Raw genomic sequence first — 17,025 nt, forward strand, 5'->3', positions numbered from 1 at the left:
AGGCTACCGTGTCCGGCTCAGTCGGCGATCCAGCTTCCGTGGAAGCCGAGCGGGACGCGGGCCGGCAGGTGGACGGTGGCGACGGGCTCGCCGGTGAAGTCCTGCGCGGACAGGATCATCAGGTCGGCCGCTCCCCTGGTCTCGTTGTTGACGAGGGCGAGCACGTACCCGTCGTCCTCGGCCGCGCCGGAGGCCACGAACGCGGGCTCGCCGACGTACGCGCCCCGCCCGAACTGCCGCCACTCCTGGGTCCCGCGCACCAGGTCGTGCTTGATGAGCGTGTTGTCGAAGGCCTGGTCGGGCAGGTCCTCCAGCTCGCTGTCGGCCCGGTAGAGCACGTCGTGAAGGTCGCGGGCGGCCGAGGTGTAGCCGTAGCGGTACGGCCGGCCGGTGCGGCGCTCGTCCATCCGCGGGAACTCCTGCGGCCGGTCGTCCAGCCGCGTCCGCCGGACCTTGCCGGCGGCCGGGTCGATCGTCCACCGGTCGAGCGTCGGCAGTCCGCCCAGGTCGAGCCGGGCGTCCACGAACCGCTTGGGGTAGCGGACCACGTCCACGACCACCTCGTCGCCGTCGTCGTAGGCGTTGAGCGTGTGGAACACCCAGCACGGGTCCACCTCCACCCACCGCACGTCGCCGCTCTCGCGCGACATGAGCCCGATCCGGGCGCCGTGGGCGTCGTTCCACGCGTACGGCAGCGGAACGCCCTTCTCCGCATGGGCCTGGCTGAACGTGACCGGCAGGTCGTAGATCACCACGTACCGCTCGGTGAGCGCGAAGTCGTGCAGCATCGGCGCGTCGGCGATCGGGATGTCCCTGATCCGCGTCACCGACCCCTTGGGGTCGATCACGATGTGCTGGTGGTGGTCCCAGCCGAAGAAGTAGGCCAGCGCGTGCAGCTCGCCGCTGACCGGGTCGAGGTGGGTGTGCGCGGCGAACCCGCCGGGCAGGCCGCCGTCGAAGTCGCACGTGCCGACGGTGCCGAGCTCGTAGTCCAGCTCGTACGGCAGGGGCCCGGCCTCGACGGTCGCGAACGTGCGCCCGGCCAGCCCGATGACGTGCGTGTTGGCGGCGAAGTCCCAGTTCTTGTGCAGCGGGCCCGGCCGGGGCGGCTCGCCGAGCCGTTCGGCGACGCGGGCGCTGCGTACCCAGCGGTTGCGGTACCACTCGGCGCGGCCGTCGCGCAGCCGCACGCCGTGCACCATGCCCTCGCCGAGGAACAGGTGGCTGGCCGTGGGGTCGTCGAGGCTGAGCGGGTTGGGGCCGTTGCGCAGGTAGCGGCCGTTCAGCTCGGCCGGGATCCGGCCGGTGACCTCCAGGTCGAAGGCCGTGATCTCATCGGTCACGGGCGCGAACCCGCCGGTGAAGGGCGTCATGTCACGTTCCTCTCGTGGGTCGGGCGCCTTGGGCCAGGAAAGGCGCGAGGATCGAGGCGCAGAGCAGCTGGTAGCGCTGTGCCACCTCGTCGGGCTCGAAATAGCCAGAAATTTCCAGACTTACGGCGCCGTGCATGGCCATCCACAGGACATCGGCGATCTCCCGGGCCGCTCCCCCGCGCAGCACCCCCGCCTCCAGGCACTCCTCCACGCGCCGCAGCAGCAGGTCGAACGTCCGTCTGGCGGCCTGCACCGACTCCTGGTCCGGCTTGAACCCCGGCATCGCCCCCTGGAACATGACCCGGTAGTAGTCGGGCTCGGCCAGCGCGTAGGCGCGGTAGGCCACCATGCCCTTGCGCAGCCCGCTCAGGGGATCGTCCGGGCCCATCCCTTCGAGCAGCCACCGCTCGAACCGCGCGAACCCCTCCAGCCACACCGCCTGGCTGAGCCCGTCCTTGCCGCCGAACAGCGTGTAGATCACCTTGGTCGAGCAGCCGACCTCGCCGGAGATCCGCCGCACGGTCAGCGCCGCCGGCCCCTCGGTGGCGAGCAGGTGCGTGGCGACGTCGAGGATCGCGGCCCGGACGACGCTCTGCCCCTCCTGCTGGGCCTGCTGGTACGCAGTGCTCACGGTAACGCCGTTTCCTCTCGGTAACGCTGTTACCGACCTTGATACCCCTTTCCGGGGAGCGCGTCAAACGAGAGGAGTAAGAGAGCGCCGCACGGTAAGTGGCCCTCTGTGAACGATCCGCGCGTCACCGTGGTCGTGGCCTGCAAGGACAGGCTGCGGGCGCTGGCCCGCACGCTTCCCCTGCACCCGCCCCCGGTGATCCTCGTCGACAACGGCTCGACCGACGGGACGGCGGGGTTCGTGCGGCGCCACTTCCCGGACGTTCACGTGGTGGAGGCGGGCAGGGACCTGGGGGCGACGGCCCGCAACCTCGGCGTCCGCCTGGCCGAGACCCCGTACGTGGCCTTCGCCGACGACGACTCCTGGTGGGCGCCGGGGGCGCTGGAGCGGGCCGCGGACATGCTGGACACATATCCGAGGCTGGCCGTCCTGGGGGCACGCGTACTGGTGGGGCCGGAGGAGCGCCCGGACGCGGTGTCGGAGGCGATGCGCGACTCTCCGCTCGGCGTGGAGCCGGACCTGCCGGGGCCGAGCGTGCTGGGGTTCCTGGCGTTCGGGGCGGTGGTGCGCAAGGAGGCGTTCCTGGAGGCGGGCGGGTTCGACGACGTGACCTTCTCCTTCGGCGAGGAGGAGCGGCTGGCCGTGGACCTGGCCGCGAAGGGGTGGGGGCTGGCGTACGTGGACGAGGTCGTGGCCCACCACCACCCGCCCCGGCCCGGGGGCCCGCGCGACAGGCAGGTGCTGGCCACGTGCGACGCCGTGCTGACCGCGGTGCTGCGCCGCCCGTGGCGGGTGGTGGCGCGGCGGTCGCTCGACGCGCTCCGCGCCGGCCCGGCGGGCTGGGAGGGGCTGCGTGCGGCCGCGCCGAGGCTGTCGCGGGCACTGGCCGAGCGGCGGGAACTGCCGGCCGAGGTGGAACAGGCACGGCAGCGACTGGAACGGCACGATTGCTGACCGAATGTTACATATCGTGACAGTCGGGCAGCACAGAGTTATGACAACGATACCGAACCCGATCGACCTGCTCAAGAACCTGAGCGGCGTGGAATTTCCGGCCAACAAGCAGGACCTGATCAGGGCCGCTCGCGAGCGCAAGGCGAGCAAGGAGATCATCAAGGCCCTGGAGACCCTGCCCGACCACGAGATGTTCGACGACCCGAGTGACGTGACCGAGGCCCTGACGACCAGGCGCTGATCACGGAAGAACGCGACGGGCGGGGCCCAGGGCCCCGCCCGTCGTGCTGTTCACCCGAGCCCTCCGGTCAGCGCGAACGCCCACACGGGCACCAGACCCCGCTTCAGCAGCTTGAAGGTGGGGATCGGGCTGCTGCTGACGGTCTCCTTGTACGTGATCGCCGCCCGGCCCCTCAGGTACCACCTGCGCGGGCTGTCGTCCCGCCGGGTGAACTGGATGACCGCGTCCTTCCGCCCCAGGGAGAGGGGCTGATGCACGTACCCGAACCGGAACGCCTTCGGGGTCCTGCCGCGCAGGGTCGCGGCGAGCGAGTCGGCGGCGTGCAGGCCCGTGGGGATGCCGCCCTGGCAGGTGCCGTGCAGCACGCCGTACGGCTGGCTGACCGCGGCGGCGTCGCCGACGGCGTACACGTCGGGGTGGGACACCGAGCGCAGCGCGGAGTCCACCACGATCCGGCCGCGGGCGTCGACGGTCAGCCCGGACTCGGCGGCCAGTGGCAGCCCCCTGGTGCCGGTGGTCCACAGTGTCGCGTCGGAGTGGACGAGCTCGCCCCCGGCCAGCTCGACGCCCTCCGGCAGCACCTTGGTGATGTCCGTGCCGGTGCGCACCTCGACGCCCAGCCGCTCCAGCACGGCGTCCAGGTGGGCGCGGGCCCGCTCGCCCATCATGGAGCCGGGCCGCCCCCTGGTCAGCAGGACCACGTGCAGGCGCGGGTGCGCCTCGGCGATCTCCGCGGCCGACTCGACGCCGGTCAGCCCGCCGCCGGCCACGACGACCGTGCCCGAGGTGAGGGCGGTGAGGCGTTCGGCGAGCCGTACGGTGCCCGCGTAGTCGTCGTAGACGAAGGCGTGCTCGGCGACGCCGGGCACCGAGGCGTCGGTGACGGTGCCGAGCGCGTAGATCAGCTTGTCGTAGCCGAGCACACGCCCGTCCGCCAGCCGGGCCTGCCGCCGCTCGACGTCCAGCCCGGCCACCCGGCCCTGGACGAACTCGATGCCGGTGCCCGCGACCACGTCCTCCAGCGGGAAGTCCGTCAGCCGCTGCCCGGCCGCCGTCTGGTGCAGCCTGAGCCGCTCGGTGAACCTCGGCGAGGCGTTCACCAGCCGCACCCGGCCGCCCGTGCGGCGGGTCCTGACGGCGGTCCTGATGGCCGCGACGACTCCGGTGTAGCCGGCTCCGAGTACCAGAATGTCGGTCATTGTCCTTACCTCCTCGATCCGGCCTGAAGACGGATCGAGGAGGCTCGGATGTGACATCGGGGCCGGGGCTAGCCGGCGGCGGGCACGGCGGGCTTGTCGTCGGTCCAGCCGACCTTGTACGTCTCGACCCCGCTCTTGCCGGCCAGCTGCTTGCCGCCGTCCTGGAGGTCGGTGTAGTGGGCCAGCAGCGTCATCGTCTTGGTGTCCACGATGAACTGCTCCTTGAGCACCGAGCTCTTCCGCTCGTAGACCGGCAGGGCGACCTTCTGACCGGGCCGGTTCAGCGGATCCTTCACCTGGCCGAGGTCACTGACGCCCTTGGTGGTCTGCAACGCCCGGTAGGCGGCGGACCTGACCTTGAAGGGCACCGGGTTCTCGTACAGCAGCCGCGTCATGGACTCGGCCACGTACCGGTCCAGGTTGACCAGCCAGTCCTCCTTCTTGGCCTTCGGATCGGTCAGCTTGGCCTCCTCCGCGGCCTCGTCGATCCAGGCGCGCAGGTCCGCCACGACGCGCGCCCTGAGGGCTTCGGGCTCCGCCGGCAGGGCCTGGAGCTGGGCGTAGGTCACCCACTTCTCCCCCAGCCGGAACTTCTCGGCCGGCCGCCCCTTCACCGGGACCACCCAGCCCTTGCCGGGCTCGGTGGACAGCGAGATCTTCATGCCTTCCGTCCGGTACGTCCACGAGGTCGGCGACCCGTCTGCCTTCCAGGCCGCCTCGTCCTTCGCGGTCTTGGGCCGGGCACCCAGCTCGCGGTAGGCGGACCACGCCTTGCCCTCAGGTGTTTGCCAATCGACGCTGGCCGACCGCTCGGTCAGCGTGTATCCGCTGCCCACGGGGCGCGGATGGTCCGCGGTCCGCACCACCTCGACCCGCCAGTAGGCGCCCTCGGCCGGGGCCGCCTGCGCGGGCACGGCGACGACGCCGGCGGTGATGAGGACGGCCGCTGCGGCTACCGGATATCTCACTTCGTCTCCTCCAACGGGTTGTCATTCGTCCAGCGGCTGTCCTGGATCGCGGTGTACTCCAGGAGCAGCCCGTCCTTCACCGACCGGGTCTCGGTGGACAGCGGCATCCCGCTGACCGGGTCGATCACCAGCCGGGTGCGGGTCTCTCCCGCGTACGGCGTCGTGGGGTATTCGGCGGAGCGGTATTCGACCGCCTGCCCCGCGCGGCCCAGCACGTCGGTCACCGGGCCGACGGCGCCGACCCCGGGCAGCGAGGCCAGCAGCCGGTAGGCGGCGGCCCTGGTCCGGCTGGTCACCGGCGCGAAGAGGAGCAGGCGGGCGGTGTTGTCGACGGTCGCCTGGTCGTCGGGGGCGCCGAGGAGCGCGCGCAGGCCCTCGGGGGTGTCGGGGACCTCGTTCATCTTGGTCAGCGGCTTGTCCGCGAGCACGATGCGGAAGTCCCAGTCCTCGGTGGAGAAGGTCTTCGGCTTGCCCGGGGCCGCCCGTACGATGCCGTTCGGGGCGTCCTCGGTGGGCAGTCCGGGCGTCCTCTCCCCGTAGGTCCACGACTTCGGCGATCCGCCGGCGCGCCAGGCCGCCTCGTCCTGCGGCGTGGCGGGCTCGGCGCCCAGGTACTTCCAGCGGTACCAGGTGCGGCCCTCCGGGTCCGCGGGGATCCACGTCTTCTGCGACTCGCTCTGCCGCAGCACGTAGCCCTGGCCGGGCTCGCGGAACTCCCTGCCGTTGACCAGCGTGCTCCCCCACCAGGTGCCGGCGTCCGGCACGGAGGTCACCGAAGCCGCGGCGGCCAGCAGGAACTGTTTGCCGCCCGGCGCGGCGAGCACGCCGTGCCTTGCCGGGGGCCCGGTGGGCGTCACCGTGGGCGTCACACTGGGGGCCGTGGCGGGGACGACGACCAGGGCCGCCGCGGCCGCCGCGCCCGCCAGGCCGAGCCCCAGCCCGGTCCACCTGGCGGCCCTGCGGCCTTTCCGTACCCGCTCCCCCGCGATCGCGGCGGCCAGTCTGTCGCGTCCTGCCCGTTCCACGTCGGGCGTCAGCGGCGGCGCGGGCAGCAGCTCCCGCACCGCCCGGTAGTCATCCATCGGTGCCTCCGTTCAGGGGGTTGACGCTGCCCAGGGCGGCACGGAGCTTCTTGCGCACACGGGACAGGCGGGATCCGACGGTGCCGTACGGGATGTCGAGGGCCTGGGCCACCTCTTCATGGCTCAGCTCGCCCAGCGCGCTCAGGAGCAGCACGTCCCTGTCGCCGTCGGACAGGGCCCGCAGCTCCGCCGCGAGCCGTCCCTGCGTGCTCACGGCGTCCACGCGGGTCACCACGCGCTCCTCGTGGCCGTCCTCCGGGGAGCGGTGCACGCCGGCGCTGCGCTGCAGCGCCGCCAGCCGCCGGGTCTCGGTACGGCGGTGCAGGCTGATCAGGTTGGTGGCGAACCCGTAGAGCCAGGCGCGGACCTCGCCGCGCCCGGAATCGAACGTCTCGCGCTTCCTGAAGGCCGCGAGGAACACCTCGGCGGTCAGATCGTCGGCGGCCTGCCGGTCCAGGCGCCTGCCGAGGTAGGCATGGATCTCCGCCACGTACCGGTCGTAGATCTCACCGAACCGCTCGGGTTTTCGGCGCGACAGCTCCAGCAGGGCCGCGTCGCTCAGCGCCTCCGCCGGGTCCGATGGCCCGGCGCGAGCCGTCACTTTGGCAGTCACACCCTTTACTCAACCGATAGGGCGTTCTGCTTTCACACGGGAGGACCCAGGGCTCAGGGAACTTCCCAGCCGCGCTCGCGCAGCGCCTCGACCAGCATGGACACGGCGTCGGGCTCGACCGACAGCTCGGCGATGCCCAGGGGCAGCCCAGGGGCGTGCTCCAGGCGCACGTCCTCGACGTTGACCCCGACCTCGTCGCACACCTGGAATAGGCGGGCGAGCTGGCCGAGGCGGTCGCCGATGACGACCTGGACGACGGCGTAGGAGGAGGCCGGGCCGCCGTGCTTGCCGGGGATGCGGTCGTGGCCGACGACGCCGCGCTTGAGCAGCTGGGTGATGTCGTTGGTGGCGGTGCCGTCGCCCTCGGCCAGGGCGCGCAGGGCGCTGGCGGCGTCGGCCAGGTCGGCGGCGACGGCTTCGAGCACCTCGGCGACCGGGGAGGCGTTGCCGGACAGGATGCCGAGCCAGAGGCTCGGGTCGCTGCCCGCGATCCTGGTGACGTCACGCACGCCCTGGCCGGCCAGGCCGAGCGCGACGTCGGTGGCGTCGGCCAGGCGGGCCGCCACGGCGGAGGCGGCGACGTGGGGCGCGTGGGAGACGACGGCGACCGCGCGGTCGTGCTCGGACGCGCTCACCTCGACCGCGTTGGCCCCGCACAGCTCGATCAGCCGCAGCACGGTCGCCTTGGCCTCGGGGTCGGCCTCGTCGGTGGGGCACAGCGCCCACGGCCGGCCCAGGAACAGATCGGCCCTGGCCGCCCCCGGGCCGGACTTCTCGCGGCCCGCGAGCGGGTGGGAGGCGACGTAGGAGGTCAGGTCGCAGCCGAGCTGCGTGGCCCGGTGCAGGGGCTCGGCCTTCACGCTGGCGACGTCGGTGTAGAACCTGGCGGCGTTGATCCGCTGCAGCTCCAGCAGCTCGGTCGCCACGTGGGCCGGGGGGACCGCGATGATCGCCAGGTCCACCTCGCCGGTGTGCTGCTCGTCCGGGTCCCAGTCTTCGCCCGCGCCCAGCTCCCGTGCCAGCCGTACGGCGGCTTGATCGCGGTCGGCGAGCAGCACGCGTACGCCGCGCTTGCGCAGCGCCAGGGCAGCGGAAGTGCCGATGAGGCCGGTGCCGACGACGAGCGCGGTGCGAAGTTCCATCTCGGTGTCCTGATTTATCGGGCCATAGTGGGCGTGAGTATGCCCTGACGTAATCGCCGGGCGTTACTGGGCGATATCCTGCCGCAACTTCACCGCGCCACGCAGGTAGACATGCTGGATCGCGGAGCGCGGGCGGTCGAGGTCGACGTGGGCCATGAGGCGTACCACCCGGGGCAGCGCGCCCGGCACGTCGATCTCGGTGCAGCAGATCAGCGGCACCTCGTGGAAGCCCAGCTTGCGCGCCGCGAGCGCCGGGAACTCGGCCGTCAGGTCGGGCGTGGCCGTGAACAGCACGCTGATCACGTCGTCGGTGGTCAGCTCGTTACGCTCCATGATCGCGGTGACCAGCTCGGTCGTGCCTGCGATGATCGAGTCGCGGTCGTTGGCTTCCACCTGGATCGCCCCGCGGATCGCCCGCACCATGTGGTTTGTCCCCTTCCATAGCGGGAGAGCCCGTGCGGAGATTCGCACGGGCTCCTGCGTCCGGCCAGATTACAGCTTCACGGCCGCGTAAAGCTCACCGACCTCTTTCAAGGTCAGCGCCCTGACCGTCCCGGCTTTGGTACGGCCCAGCTTCACCGGGCCGAACTCGATCCTGGCCAGGTCGATCACCCGGTGGCCCGCCACTTCCAGCATGCGCCGGACGACGTGCTTGCGGCCCTCGTGCAGGACGACCTCGACCAGCGCCTGCTGGCCGTGCTCCTGCACGATCGCGAAGCTGTCGGCCTTGACGATGCCGTCCTCCAGCTCGATGCCCTGCTTGAGCCTGCGGCCCAGGTCGCGCGGGATCGGGCCCGGCACCTTGGCCCAGTACTTCTTCTGCACGCCGTAGCTGGGGTGCGTCAGCCGGTTGGCCAGCTCGCCGTCGTTGGTGAGCAGCAGCAGGCCCTCGGTCTCGGTGTCCAGCCTGCCCACGTGGAACAGCCTCGGGGCCAGCTCCTCCACGTAGTCGGCCAGGCACGGGCGGCCCTGCGGGTCGCTCATGGTGGAGACGACGCCGATGGGCTTGTTCATGGCGTAGTAGACGAGGTCGGGGGCGGTGGGGACGCGCTTGCCGTCCACGTGGATGACCTGCGTCGCCGGGTCCACCTTGGCGCCGAACCGCCGCACGACCTGGCCGTTCACGGTGACCCTGCCGTCGCCGATCATCTCCTCGCAGGCCCGGCGGCTGGCCACGCCCGCCTGGGCGAGCACCTTCTGCAGCCGCACCCCGTTGGGGACCTCGGTGGTGTCGCGCTCGTCGGTGTAGTCGTCGGGGTAGAAGTCGCGGTCGCGGAGGGGCTGGCGAGCGGCCTTCACGCGGTCGCGCTGGGGGCTGCCGCTGCCGATCGTCTGCACGTCGTCGCGGCGGGGGGTACGGGGGGCACGGTCGGCGGTGCGGGGGGCGTCGCCGTCCCGCCTGCCGAACCGGGCACGCGAGGAAGCCGGAGCTCCCCCGTCCCTGCGCCCACTCCGATCGGCCCGGAACCCGCCACCGCCACTGCGCTCATCACGCCGCCCGGCACCGTAACCGCCGCGGTCGTCGCGCCGGCCGGCACCGTAGCCCTCTCGCTCATCGCGCCGCCCGGCACCGAAGCCGCCGCGCTCATCGCGCCGGCCAGCGCTGTAACCGCCACGGTCATCGCGTCGGCCGGCCGAGTACCCGCCGCGCTCGTCACGCCGCCCGGCACCGTAACCGCCACGCTCGTCACGCTGCCCGGTACCGGAACCACTGCGCTCATCACGCCGGCCGGCACCGAAGCTGCCTCGCTCATCGCGCCGTCCAGCGCTGTAACCGCCACGCTCATCGCGTCGGCCGGCACCGTAGCCGCCGCGGTCGTCACGCCGGTTGGCCGTGTAGCCGCCACGGTCGTCACGCCGGCCGGGGCCGTACCCGCCGCGCTCGTCGCGTCGGTCGGGGCCGGAGCCGCCGCGCTCGTCGCGGGAACCGCGGGCGCGCTCGCCGCCGCGCTCGTCGCGGGAACCGCGGGCGCGCTCGCCGCCGGAGTCGTCACGACGCCCGGCGCCGTAACCACGGCGGTCGTCGCGGAACCCGCCGCCGCGCTGGCCGCCGCGCTCGTCGTCGCGGCGCTCGGAGCGGTATCCGCCCCGGTCGCCGTAGGGCCGCTCCTGGCGCTCACCGCGCCCGTTGCGGTCGTCGTACCGGTTTCCCCGGTCTTCGTACCGGCTCCCACGGTCGTCGTTCCGGCCGGTGCGGTCTTCGGTCCGGTTGCCGCGGTCTTCGTAACGGCTGCCGCGGTCGTCACGCGCCGGGTAGCGCTCGCCGCGGGGTTGCCACTGCTCGCGGCCGCCGGACCCGGCACGCGAGCCGCTCCGGTCGGCGCGGAGGGAGTCCCCGGACCCGCCGCGGAAACCGCCGCCGGAACGGGACCCTGAACTGGAATCGGAGCGGAAGGCGGGACGTCCCGCTCGGCCCTGACCCGAGCCGCCGGTACGTCCACGACCGCGTCCATCACCGGACGGGGTGCTACGCCTGTTGATCACTTTGTTGTCTCCTCGAGGTTTTCCACGTCGTCGGGGAGGAGGGGCGCGAGCTCGGGGAGCTCGCTGAGGTCCCGCAGTCCCAGACGTTCAAGGAAGTATGAGCTTGTCCGGTAGAGCACTGCCTGGCTCTCCGGGTCGGTGCCGGCCTCTTCGACCAGCCCTCTCGCGACGAGCGTCCGCATGACGCCGTCACTGTTCACGCCGCGTACCGCGGCGACGCGGGCCCGGCTCACCGGTTGCCGGTAAGCCACGACCGCAAGTGTTTCCAGCGCGGCCTGGGTGAGCCGCGTCTGCTGGCCGTCGCGTACGAACCGCTCGACCAGGGGCGCGCAGTCGGCACGCGTGTAAAAACGCCAGCCGCCCGCGACATCTCTCAAGTCAAAACCTCGGCCGGCGGCGGTATATTCCGCCGCCAGGCCCCGCAATGCGGCGGCGACCTCGTGGGTGGGCCGCTCCAGCACCTGGGCCAGGGTGATCTCGGCCACGGGCTCATCGACGACGAGCAGGATGGCCTCCAACGCCGCCGCCAACGTCGGCCCTTCCGCCGCGCGCTCCTGCCTCTCCTCCGCGTCCCCGGGCTCCTCCTCGAGGCCTTCCGCACCCCGCCCCGGACCCGCGCCCGGAGGACCCGCGGCCGGGGCGGTGGCCGTGCCGCTCGCCTCGCGACCGTCAATCGCCAGCGCCTCACCGGCCTCCGCAGCGCCCGGCTTCTCGGCCGCACGCGTTGCGCCGAACTCCACCGCACCGCTACCCGCCGACCCGGCGCCCGGAGGAGCCGCGGCCGGGGCGGCGGAGGGAGCATCCGGCGCCGGCGCGCTGTCCGATGGCGCCTCCCGCGAAGGCGGTCCGTCAGCCGAAAACGCCTCATCCGCGAGCGCCGCCCCGTCCGTCGATCCCGCCGCATCCGTCAGCAGCGTCCCGTCGGTCGATCCCGCCTCATCCGCCGATCCCACCTCGTCCATCGGCGGCGTCCCGTCAGCCGGTCGGACGTCGTCCATTGGCGGGGCGTCGTCCGTAAACGCGGCGTCGTCCCGTTGCGCGGCATCGTCCGTAAACGCGGCGTCGTCCGGTTGCGGAGCATCGGCCGGAGGCGGTGGTGGTGGCGGGGATGGGGGTTCGGCTGTGTCCTCCGCCTCAGGGGGTGAGGGTTGGGCGAGGGAGCCGGGGAGGCTCATCCAGGCGGGGAGCGGGGGCTCGGAGTCCGGGGATCGGCGAGGGGTGGGCAGTGGGTTGTCAGTCATTGCGTGGCTTCTCCGCGGATTCCTCGTAATCATCCCCCACCGCGACGTCCCCGTCGTCAGCGCCCGTCCAGGTTACGTGCAAGTCCCCCAGCGCTTCGACCTGTTCGAAGGTAACCGCCGACTCCCGGAAGAGCTCCAGCACCGCCAGGAACCGGGCGATGACCTCGAAAGTGCCCGAGCAGTCGGCCACCAGCGTGCGGAAGGTGGCGCGCCGGAGGCGGCGCAGGTGCATGACGAGGATGGCCGCCTGCTCCTTGACGCTCGCCAGGGGCTGGTAGATGTGCCCGACGCTGACGGTGGGGGGCAGCTTGGGGGTGAAGGCCTTGGCGGCGATCCTGGCGAGCTGCTCGGGCCCGATGCCCAGGATGAGCTCGGGCAGGAGGTTGGCGAACTGCGGCTCCAGCGGCACCGTACGGGGAAAGCGCAGCGCCTCCTCCGCCATCCGCCCCGCGAAGAGCTTCGCCACCTCCTTGTACGCCTTGTACTGCAGCAACCGCGCGAACAGCAGGTCCCTGGCCTCCAGCAGCGCCAGGTCCTCCTCGTCCTCGACCTCGCCCGAGGGCAGCAGCCGGGCCGCCTTCAGGTCGAGCAGGGTCGCCGCGACCAGCAGGAAGTGGCTGGTCTGGTCGAGGTCCCACTCGGGCCCCCGGGAGCGGATGTACGCGATGAACTCGTCGGTGACCTTGGAGAGCGAGACCTCGGTGATGTCCAGCTTGTGCTTGGCGATGAGGCCGAGGAGCAAGTCGAAGGGTCCCTCGAAGACGTCCAGGTGGACCTGGAACCCTTGGGGCTGCTCGGCGTCGGTCACCTGGCCATTGTGGCAGGCGCCGACCAGCGCGAGAGCACCTCGCGGGCCAGCTCACGGTAAGCGTTCGCACCGAGCGAGGACGGGTCGAAGGTGGTGATGGGCTCACCGGCGACCGTCGCGTCGGGGAAGCGGACCGTACGGTTGATCACCGTGTGGAACACCTTGTCGCCGAACGCCTCCACCGTCCGCGCCAGCACCTCGCGGCCGTGCAGCGTGCGGGCGTCGTACATGGTGGCCAGCAGGCCCTCGATCTCGAGGTCCTCGTTGAGCCGCTCCTGGACCTTGGAGATCGTGTCCATGAGCAGTGCCACGCCGCGCAGCGCGAAGAACTCGCACTCCAGCGGCACCATGACGCCGTGGGCGCAGGTGAGTGCGTTGATCGTGAGCAGGCCCAGCGACGGCTGGCAGTCGATGAGGCAGACGTCGTAGTGCGGCAGCAGCGGCTTGATCACCCGGCCGAGCACCTGCTCGCGGGCGACCTCGGTGACGAGCTGCACTTCGGCGGCCGACAGGTCGATGTTGCTGGGCAGCAGGTCGAGGCCCTCGACGCCGGTCTCCAGGAGCACGTCCTCGGCGGTGACGCCCCGCTCCATGAGCAGGTTGTAGACCGTCAGGTCGAGCTGGAGCGGGTTGATGCCCAGGCCGACGGAGAGCGCGCCCTGCGGGTCGAAGTCGACCAGCAGCACCTTGAGCCCGTATTCGACGAGCGCGGCACCCAGGTTGATGGTGGTCGTCGTCTTGCCGACGCCACCCTTCTGGTTGACCATCGCGACCACGCGCGCCGGGCCGTGCACCGCGGGGGGCACCGGTTCGGGGAACACGGGTCTGGGCCGCTGCGTGGGCCCGAGATTGACGCCGTTGGAAGGCGTGTTGGTCTTCGTGTCGCCCCAGGGGTTGTCGGGGGTCCCCGGGGTCGAACCCTTGGTCTCCACAGTCACCAGCTCGAACCTCCCTGACGATCCCGAACCGGACCGTCCGGACGGACACTATGGGCTCGCCACTTTAGGCGGCAAGGCGGCACGCCGAGGGCTGCCGCACGTCGCAAAAGACTATAGATCACTGCCGGGCACGTGGATGCGCGGCGGCGTAGACCTCGCGAAGTTTGTCGACCGTCACCAATGTGTAGACCTGTGTGGTCGTCACGGAGGCGTGGCCGAGCAACTCCTGGACCACCCTAACGTCAGCGCCGCCGTCTATCAGATGGGTTGCGAAGGAATGGCGAAGAACGTGGGGACTTATCCCGTCGAGCTCGGCGCGTTCGGCGGCGGCCTGGAGCACTTCCCACGCTCCCTGCCTGGTCAGCCGGCCTCCCCGGGCGTTCAGGAAGACGGCCGGGGTGCCGCGCCCGTGGGCGAGCAGGCCGGGGCGGGCCCGTACGAGGTAGGCGTCGAGCGCGGAGCGGGCGTAGCGGCCCAGGGGCACGACGCGCATGCGCTCGCCCTTGCCGCGCAGGCGCACCTGGTCGTCCTCGAGGTCGTCCACGGCCAGCCCGACGGCCTCGGAGATGCGGGCGCCGGTGCCGTACAGGACCTCGAGCAGGGCCCTGTTGCGCAAGGTCAGGGGCGCGCCGTCAGGGCCGGAGGCGGCGATGAGCCGCTCGACCTCGTCCACGCTGATGGCCTTGGGGAGCCTGCGCGGCTGGCGCGGCGGGCGTACCTCGTGGGCGGGGTCGTGGGCCGTGACGCCTTCGCGCAGAGCAAAACGGTGCAGCCCGCGCACGGCGGAGACGGCGCGGGCGGCCGAGCTGGCGACGAGCGCGGGGTGCTCGCCGTCGCCCTCGCGCAACGCGGCGAGGAAGGCCAGCACGTCGGCCTCCCCCACCTCGTCGAGCTCCGCCCGGCCGCGTGCGTGCAGGTGTTCGACGTATCGCCGCAGGTCACGACGGTAGGACGCGAGCGTGTTGGCAGCCAGGCTCCGCTCCACCGCCAGATGGGCGAGGTAGCTGGAGAGCACCGCCTCCACGAAAGGTCCTTCCGGTCACGCCTCTGGGGCGTCGGCGGGGCGCAACAGGGCGAATCCCTCAACCGAAGCCGCGTACGCGGCGAGGATACCGGCCACGGCCGGGGAATTGTGGATCATTCCCATGAGCGTCTTCTCGACCGCGTCGGGCAGGGGCACCCACTCGACCGGCATGTCGATCTCCTCGTGCCGGTGGACGAAGTCAGTCTCGATCTTGGTCAGGTCGCGGGCGAGGAAGACCCGGATCCGCTCGTCGGTCATGCCCGGGGAGGAGCGCAGGTCGACGAGGGTGTGCCAGGTGTCGGCCCGGTAGCCGGCCTCCTCGGCGAGCTCGCGGGCCGCCCCTTCGACGAGCGATTCGCCTTCGACGTCGCGGATCCCGGCGGGCAGCTCCCACATCAGCATGCGCGTGGGGTGGCGGTACTGCCTGATCATCAGGACCCGCTCCCGGTCGTCGAGCGCGAGCACGGCGACCGAGCCCGGATGCACCACGACGTCGCGCTCGGCGACCTCGTCGCGGGGCATCTTCACCGAGTCCGTGACCACCGTGATGACGTGGCCGCGGAAGCGTTCCTTGGAATCGACGACGTCCCACGCCTCGGGCGTGTCTTCCACTCTCACAGGTCTCACTGGGTCACCTTCGTGCTGACTCGCGCGTCGGCGTACGTCAGGGCCGCGGAGATGAGGCCCTTGAACATGGGGTTGGCCCGCGTGGGGCGCGAGCGGAACTCGGGGTGGGCCTGGGTGCCGACGAAGAACGGGTGGACGTCGGTGGGCAGCTCGGTGTACTCGACCAGGCGGCCGTCGGGGGACAGGCCGGAGAAGACCAGGCCGACCTTCTCGAGCTGCTCGCGGTAGGCGTTGTTGACCTCGTAGCGGTGGCGGTGGCGCTCGTCGGCCTTGGCCTTGCCGCTGTAGAGCTGCCTGGCCAGGGTGCCCTCGCCGAGCTTGGCGGTGTAGCTGCCGAGCCGCATGGTGCCGCCCATGTCGCGCTCGCCGGCGACGACGTCCTCCTGGTCGGCCATGGTGGAGATGACCGGGTGCTTGGTGTCGGGGTCGAACTCGGCGGAGTTGGCGTCCTCGATGCCGGCCATGTTGCGGGCGGCCTCGATGACCATGCCCTGCATGCCGAGGCAGATGCCGAGCAGCGGGATCTTGCCCTCGCGGGCGTGGCGGATCGCGCCGATCTTGCCCTCGATGCCGCGCACGCCGAACCCGCCGGGGATCAGCACGCCGTCGACGCCGTCGAGCTCGCGCTCGGCGCCCTCGGGGGTCTCGCAGTCGTCGCTCTTGACCCACCGGATGTTGACGCGGGCGTCGTTGGCGAACCCGCCGGCCCGCAGCGCCTCGGTGACCGACAGGTACGCGTCCGGCAGGTCGATGTACTTGCCGACCAGGGCGATCGTGACCTCCTTGGCCGGCCGGTGCACCCGGCGCAGGAGCTCCTCCCACTCCTTCCAGTCGACGTCGCGGAACGGCAGGCCGAGCCGGCGCACCACGTACGCGTCGAGCCCTTCGGAGTGGAGCACCTTGGGGATGTCGTAGATCGAGGCCGCGTCCACGGCGGAGACGACGGCGTCCTCGTCCACGTCGCACATCAGGCTGATCTTGCGCTTGATCGCCGTCTGCACGGGCCGGTCGGAGCGCAGCACGATCGCGTCCGGCTGGATGCCGATGCTGCGCAGCGCCGCCACGCTGTGCTGGGTCGGCTTGGTCTTGAGCTCGCCGGAGGGGCCGATGTACGGCAGCAGCGACACGTGCAGGAAGAACACGTTGTCGCGCCCGACCTCGTGCCTGATCTGGCGGACGGCCTCCAGGAACGGCAGCGACTCGATGTCGCCGACCGTGCCCCCCACCTCGGTGATGACCACGTCCACCTCAGGAGCGGCCATGCCCCTGATCCGGTCCTTGATCTCGTTGGTGATGTGCGGGATCACCTGGACGGTGTCGCCAAGGTATTCGCCTCGCCGCTCCTTGGCGATGACGTTGGAGTAGACCTGGCCGGTCGTCACGTTGGCCGAGCCGTGCAGGTCGGTGTCGAGGAAACGCTCGTAGTGGCCGACGTCGAGGTCGGTCTCGGCGCCGTCGTCGGTGACGAACACCTCGCCGTGCTGGAACGGGTTCATGGTCCCGGGGTCGACATTCAGGTACGGGTCGAGCTTCTGCATGGTGACCCGGAGACCGCGCGCCTTGAGCAGGCGACCGAGGCTGGATGCCGTGAGCCCCTTGCCGAGACTGGAGGCGACACCGCCGGTGACGAACAGATGCTTGGTTTGCGATGCGCTGCGCAAAGGGGCTCCCGTGGCTCGAGGTGTGGTCGAAGTGTCCAC

General features: G+C 71.6%; 17 protein-coding genes. 2 read left to right on the forward strand and 15 right to left on the reverse strand.

Annotation, left to right across the window (positions count from 1 at the left end):
* Positions 1-17: 17 nt before the first annotated feature.
* Positions 18-1,373, reverse strand: a complete 1,356-nt coding sequence (locus ACWEPL_RS23860) for a carotenoid oxygenase family protein (RefSeq protein WP_363963911.1) — start codon at positions 1,371-1,373, stop codon at positions 18-20.
* 1 nt (position 1,374) lies between these two features.
* A complete protein-coding gene (locus ACWEPL_RS23865; protein ID WP_452437483.1) occupies positions 1,375-2,004 on the reverse strand; it encodes a TetR/AcrR family transcriptional regulator in 630 nt (209 codons plus the stop codon).
* A 108-nt stretch (positions 2,005-2,112) separates the two neighbouring features.
* Between ACWEPL_RS23865 and ACWEPL_RS23870 the strand changes: the two genes are divergently transcribed.
* The gene (locus tag ACWEPL_RS23870) at positions 2,113-2,958 is read left to right on the forward strand and encodes a glycosyltransferase family 2 protein (protein WP_452437484.1); all 846 of its coding nucleotides are present in this window, start codon (positions 2,113-2,115) and stop codon (positions 2,956-2,958) included.
* Positions 2,959-2,998: 40 nt separating this feature from the next.
* Entirely contained in the window at positions 2,999-3,199 is a 201-nt protein-coding gene (locus ACWEPL_RS23875; RefSeq protein WP_350726430.1) for a DUF2795 domain-containing protein, read from the forward strand.
* Between the two features lie 50 nt (positions 3,200-3,249).
* Here ACWEPL_RS23875 and ACWEPL_RS23880 read toward each other — a convergent pair whose 3' ends face one another.
* From ACWEPL_RS23880 to ACWEPL_RS23940, 13 genes are all read right to left on the reverse strand, one after another.
* Positions 3,250-4,398: an NAD(P)/FAD-dependent oxidoreductase gene (locus tag ACWEPL_RS23880; RefSeq protein WP_452437485.1), complete on the reverse strand. Its 1,149-nt coding sequence runs from the start codon at positions 4,396-4,398 to the stop codon at positions 3,250-3,252.
* Between the two features lie 68 nt (positions 4,399-4,466).
* The gene (locus ACWEPL_RS23885; protein WP_452437486.1) at positions 4,467-5,366 is read right to left on the reverse strand and encodes a hypothetical protein; all 900 of its coding nucleotides are present in this window, start codon (positions 5,364-5,366) and stop codon (positions 4,467-4,469) included.
* Positions 5,363-6,448, reverse strand: coding sequence for a CU044_5270 family protein (locus tag ACWEPL_RS23890; protein WP_452437487.1), 1,086 nt, complete (start codon positions 6,446-6,448; stop codon positions 5,363-5,365). Before ACWEPL_RS23890 ends, ACWEPL_RS23885 begins: the two co-directional genes overlap by 4 nt.
* Positions 6,441-7,061 carry an RNA polymerase sigma factor gene (locus tag ACWEPL_RS23895; RefSeq protein ID WP_363963899.1) on the reverse strand — a complete coding sequence of 207 codons (621 nt, stop codon included), beginning with the start codon at positions 7,059-7,061 and terminating at the stop codon, positions 6,441-6,443. Before ACWEPL_RS23895 ends, ACWEPL_RS23890 begins: the two co-directional genes overlap by 8 nt.
* A 53-nt stretch (positions 7,062-7,114) precedes the next feature.
* Positions 7,115-8,203 carry a prephenate dehydrogenase gene (locus ACWEPL_RS23900; protein ID WP_363963897.1) on the reverse strand — a complete coding sequence of 363 codons (1,089 nt, stop codon included), beginning with the start codon at positions 8,201-8,203 and terminating at the stop codon, positions 7,115-7,117.
* Positions 8,204-8,266: 63 nt separating this feature from the next.
* Complete coding sequence (gene aroH, locus ACWEPL_RS23905) at positions 8,267-8,626, reverse strand: chorismate mutase (protein ID WP_185073133.1); 360 nt, start codon at positions 8,624-8,626, stop codon at positions 8,267-8,269.
* A gap of 69 nt (positions 8,627-8,695) precedes the next feature.
* The gene (locus ACWEPL_RS23910; RefSeq protein ID WP_452437488.1) at positions 8,696-10,687 is read right to left on the reverse strand and encodes a pseudouridine synthase; all 1,992 of its coding nucleotides are present in this window, start codon (positions 10,685-10,687) and stop codon (positions 8,696-8,698) included.
* The gene (gene scpB / locus ACWEPL_RS23915) at positions 10,684-11,217 is read right to left on the reverse strand and encodes an SMC-Scp complex subunit ScpB (RefSeq protein ID WP_350726906.1); all 534 of its coding nucleotides are present in this window, start codon (positions 11,215-11,217) and stop codon (positions 10,684-10,686) included. The genes ACWEPL_RS23910 and scpB overlap by 4 nt, the downstream gene beginning before the upstream one ends.
* A gap of 703 nt (positions 11,218-11,920) precedes the next feature.
* Positions 11,921-12,736, reverse strand: a complete 816-nt coding sequence (locus ACWEPL_RS23920) for a segregation and condensation protein A (RefSeq protein WP_350726414.1) — start codon at positions 12,734-12,736, stop codon at positions 11,921-11,923.
* The gene (locus ACWEPL_RS23925) at positions 12,733-13,674 is read right to left on the reverse strand and encodes a ParA family protein (RefSeq protein ID WP_363963893.1); all 942 of its coding nucleotides are present in this window, start codon (positions 13,672-13,674) and stop codon (positions 12,733-12,735) included. The genes ACWEPL_RS23920 and ACWEPL_RS23925 overlap by 4 nt, the downstream gene beginning before the upstream one ends.
* Before the next feature lie 118 nt (positions 13,675-13,792).
* Positions 13,793-14,698: a site-specific tyrosine recombinase XerD gene (locus ACWEPL_RS23930; protein ID WP_355191936.1), complete on the reverse strand. Its 906-nt coding sequence runs from the start codon at positions 14,696-14,698 to the stop codon at positions 13,793-13,795.
* Positions 14,699-14,713: 15 nt separating this feature from the next.
* Positions 14,714-15,316: an NUDIX domain-containing protein gene (locus ACWEPL_RS23935; protein WP_452437489.1), complete on the reverse strand. Its 603-nt coding sequence runs from the start codon at positions 15,314-15,316 to the stop codon at positions 14,714-14,716.
* 5 nt (positions 15,317-15,321) lie between these two features.
* Positions 15,322-16,986 carry a CTP synthase gene (locus ACWEPL_RS23940; protein WP_350726406.1) on the reverse strand — a complete coding sequence of 555 codons (1,665 nt, stop codon included), beginning with the start codon at positions 16,984-16,986 and terminating at the stop codon, positions 15,322-15,324.
* Between the last annotated feature and the right edge of the window lie 39 nt (positions 16,987-17,025).

The sequence above is a fragment of the Nonomuraea sp. NPDC004186 genome (genome assembly GCF_053603495.1).

Bases quoted from the DNA above. Each gene is read 5' to 3' on its own strand.
- ACWEPL_RS23875 (WP_350726430.1), top strand. From the start codon at position 2,999: ATGACAACGATACCGAACCCGATCGACCTGCTCAAGAACCTGAGCGGC.
- ACWEPL_RS23900 (WP_363963897.1), bottom strand. From the start codon at position 8,203: ATGGAACTTCGCACCGCGCTCGTCGTCGGCACCGGCCTCATCGGCACT.
- ACWEPL_RS23860 (WP_363963911.1), bottom strand. From the start codon at position 1,373: ATGACGCCCTTCACCGGCGGGTTCGCGCCCGTGACCGATGAGATCACG.
- aroH (WP_185073133.1), bottom strand. From the start codon at position 8,626: ATGGTGCGGGCGATCCGCGGGGCGATCCAGGTGGAAGCCAACGACCGC.
- ACWEPL_RS23890 (WP_452437487.1), bottom strand. From the start codon at position 6,448: ATGGATGACTACCGGGCGGTGCGGGAGCTGCTGCCCGCGCCGCCGCTG.
- ACWEPL_RS23880 (WP_452437485.1), bottom strand. From the start codon at position 4,398: ATGACCGACATTCTGGTACTCGGAGCCGGCTACACCGGAGTCGTCGCG.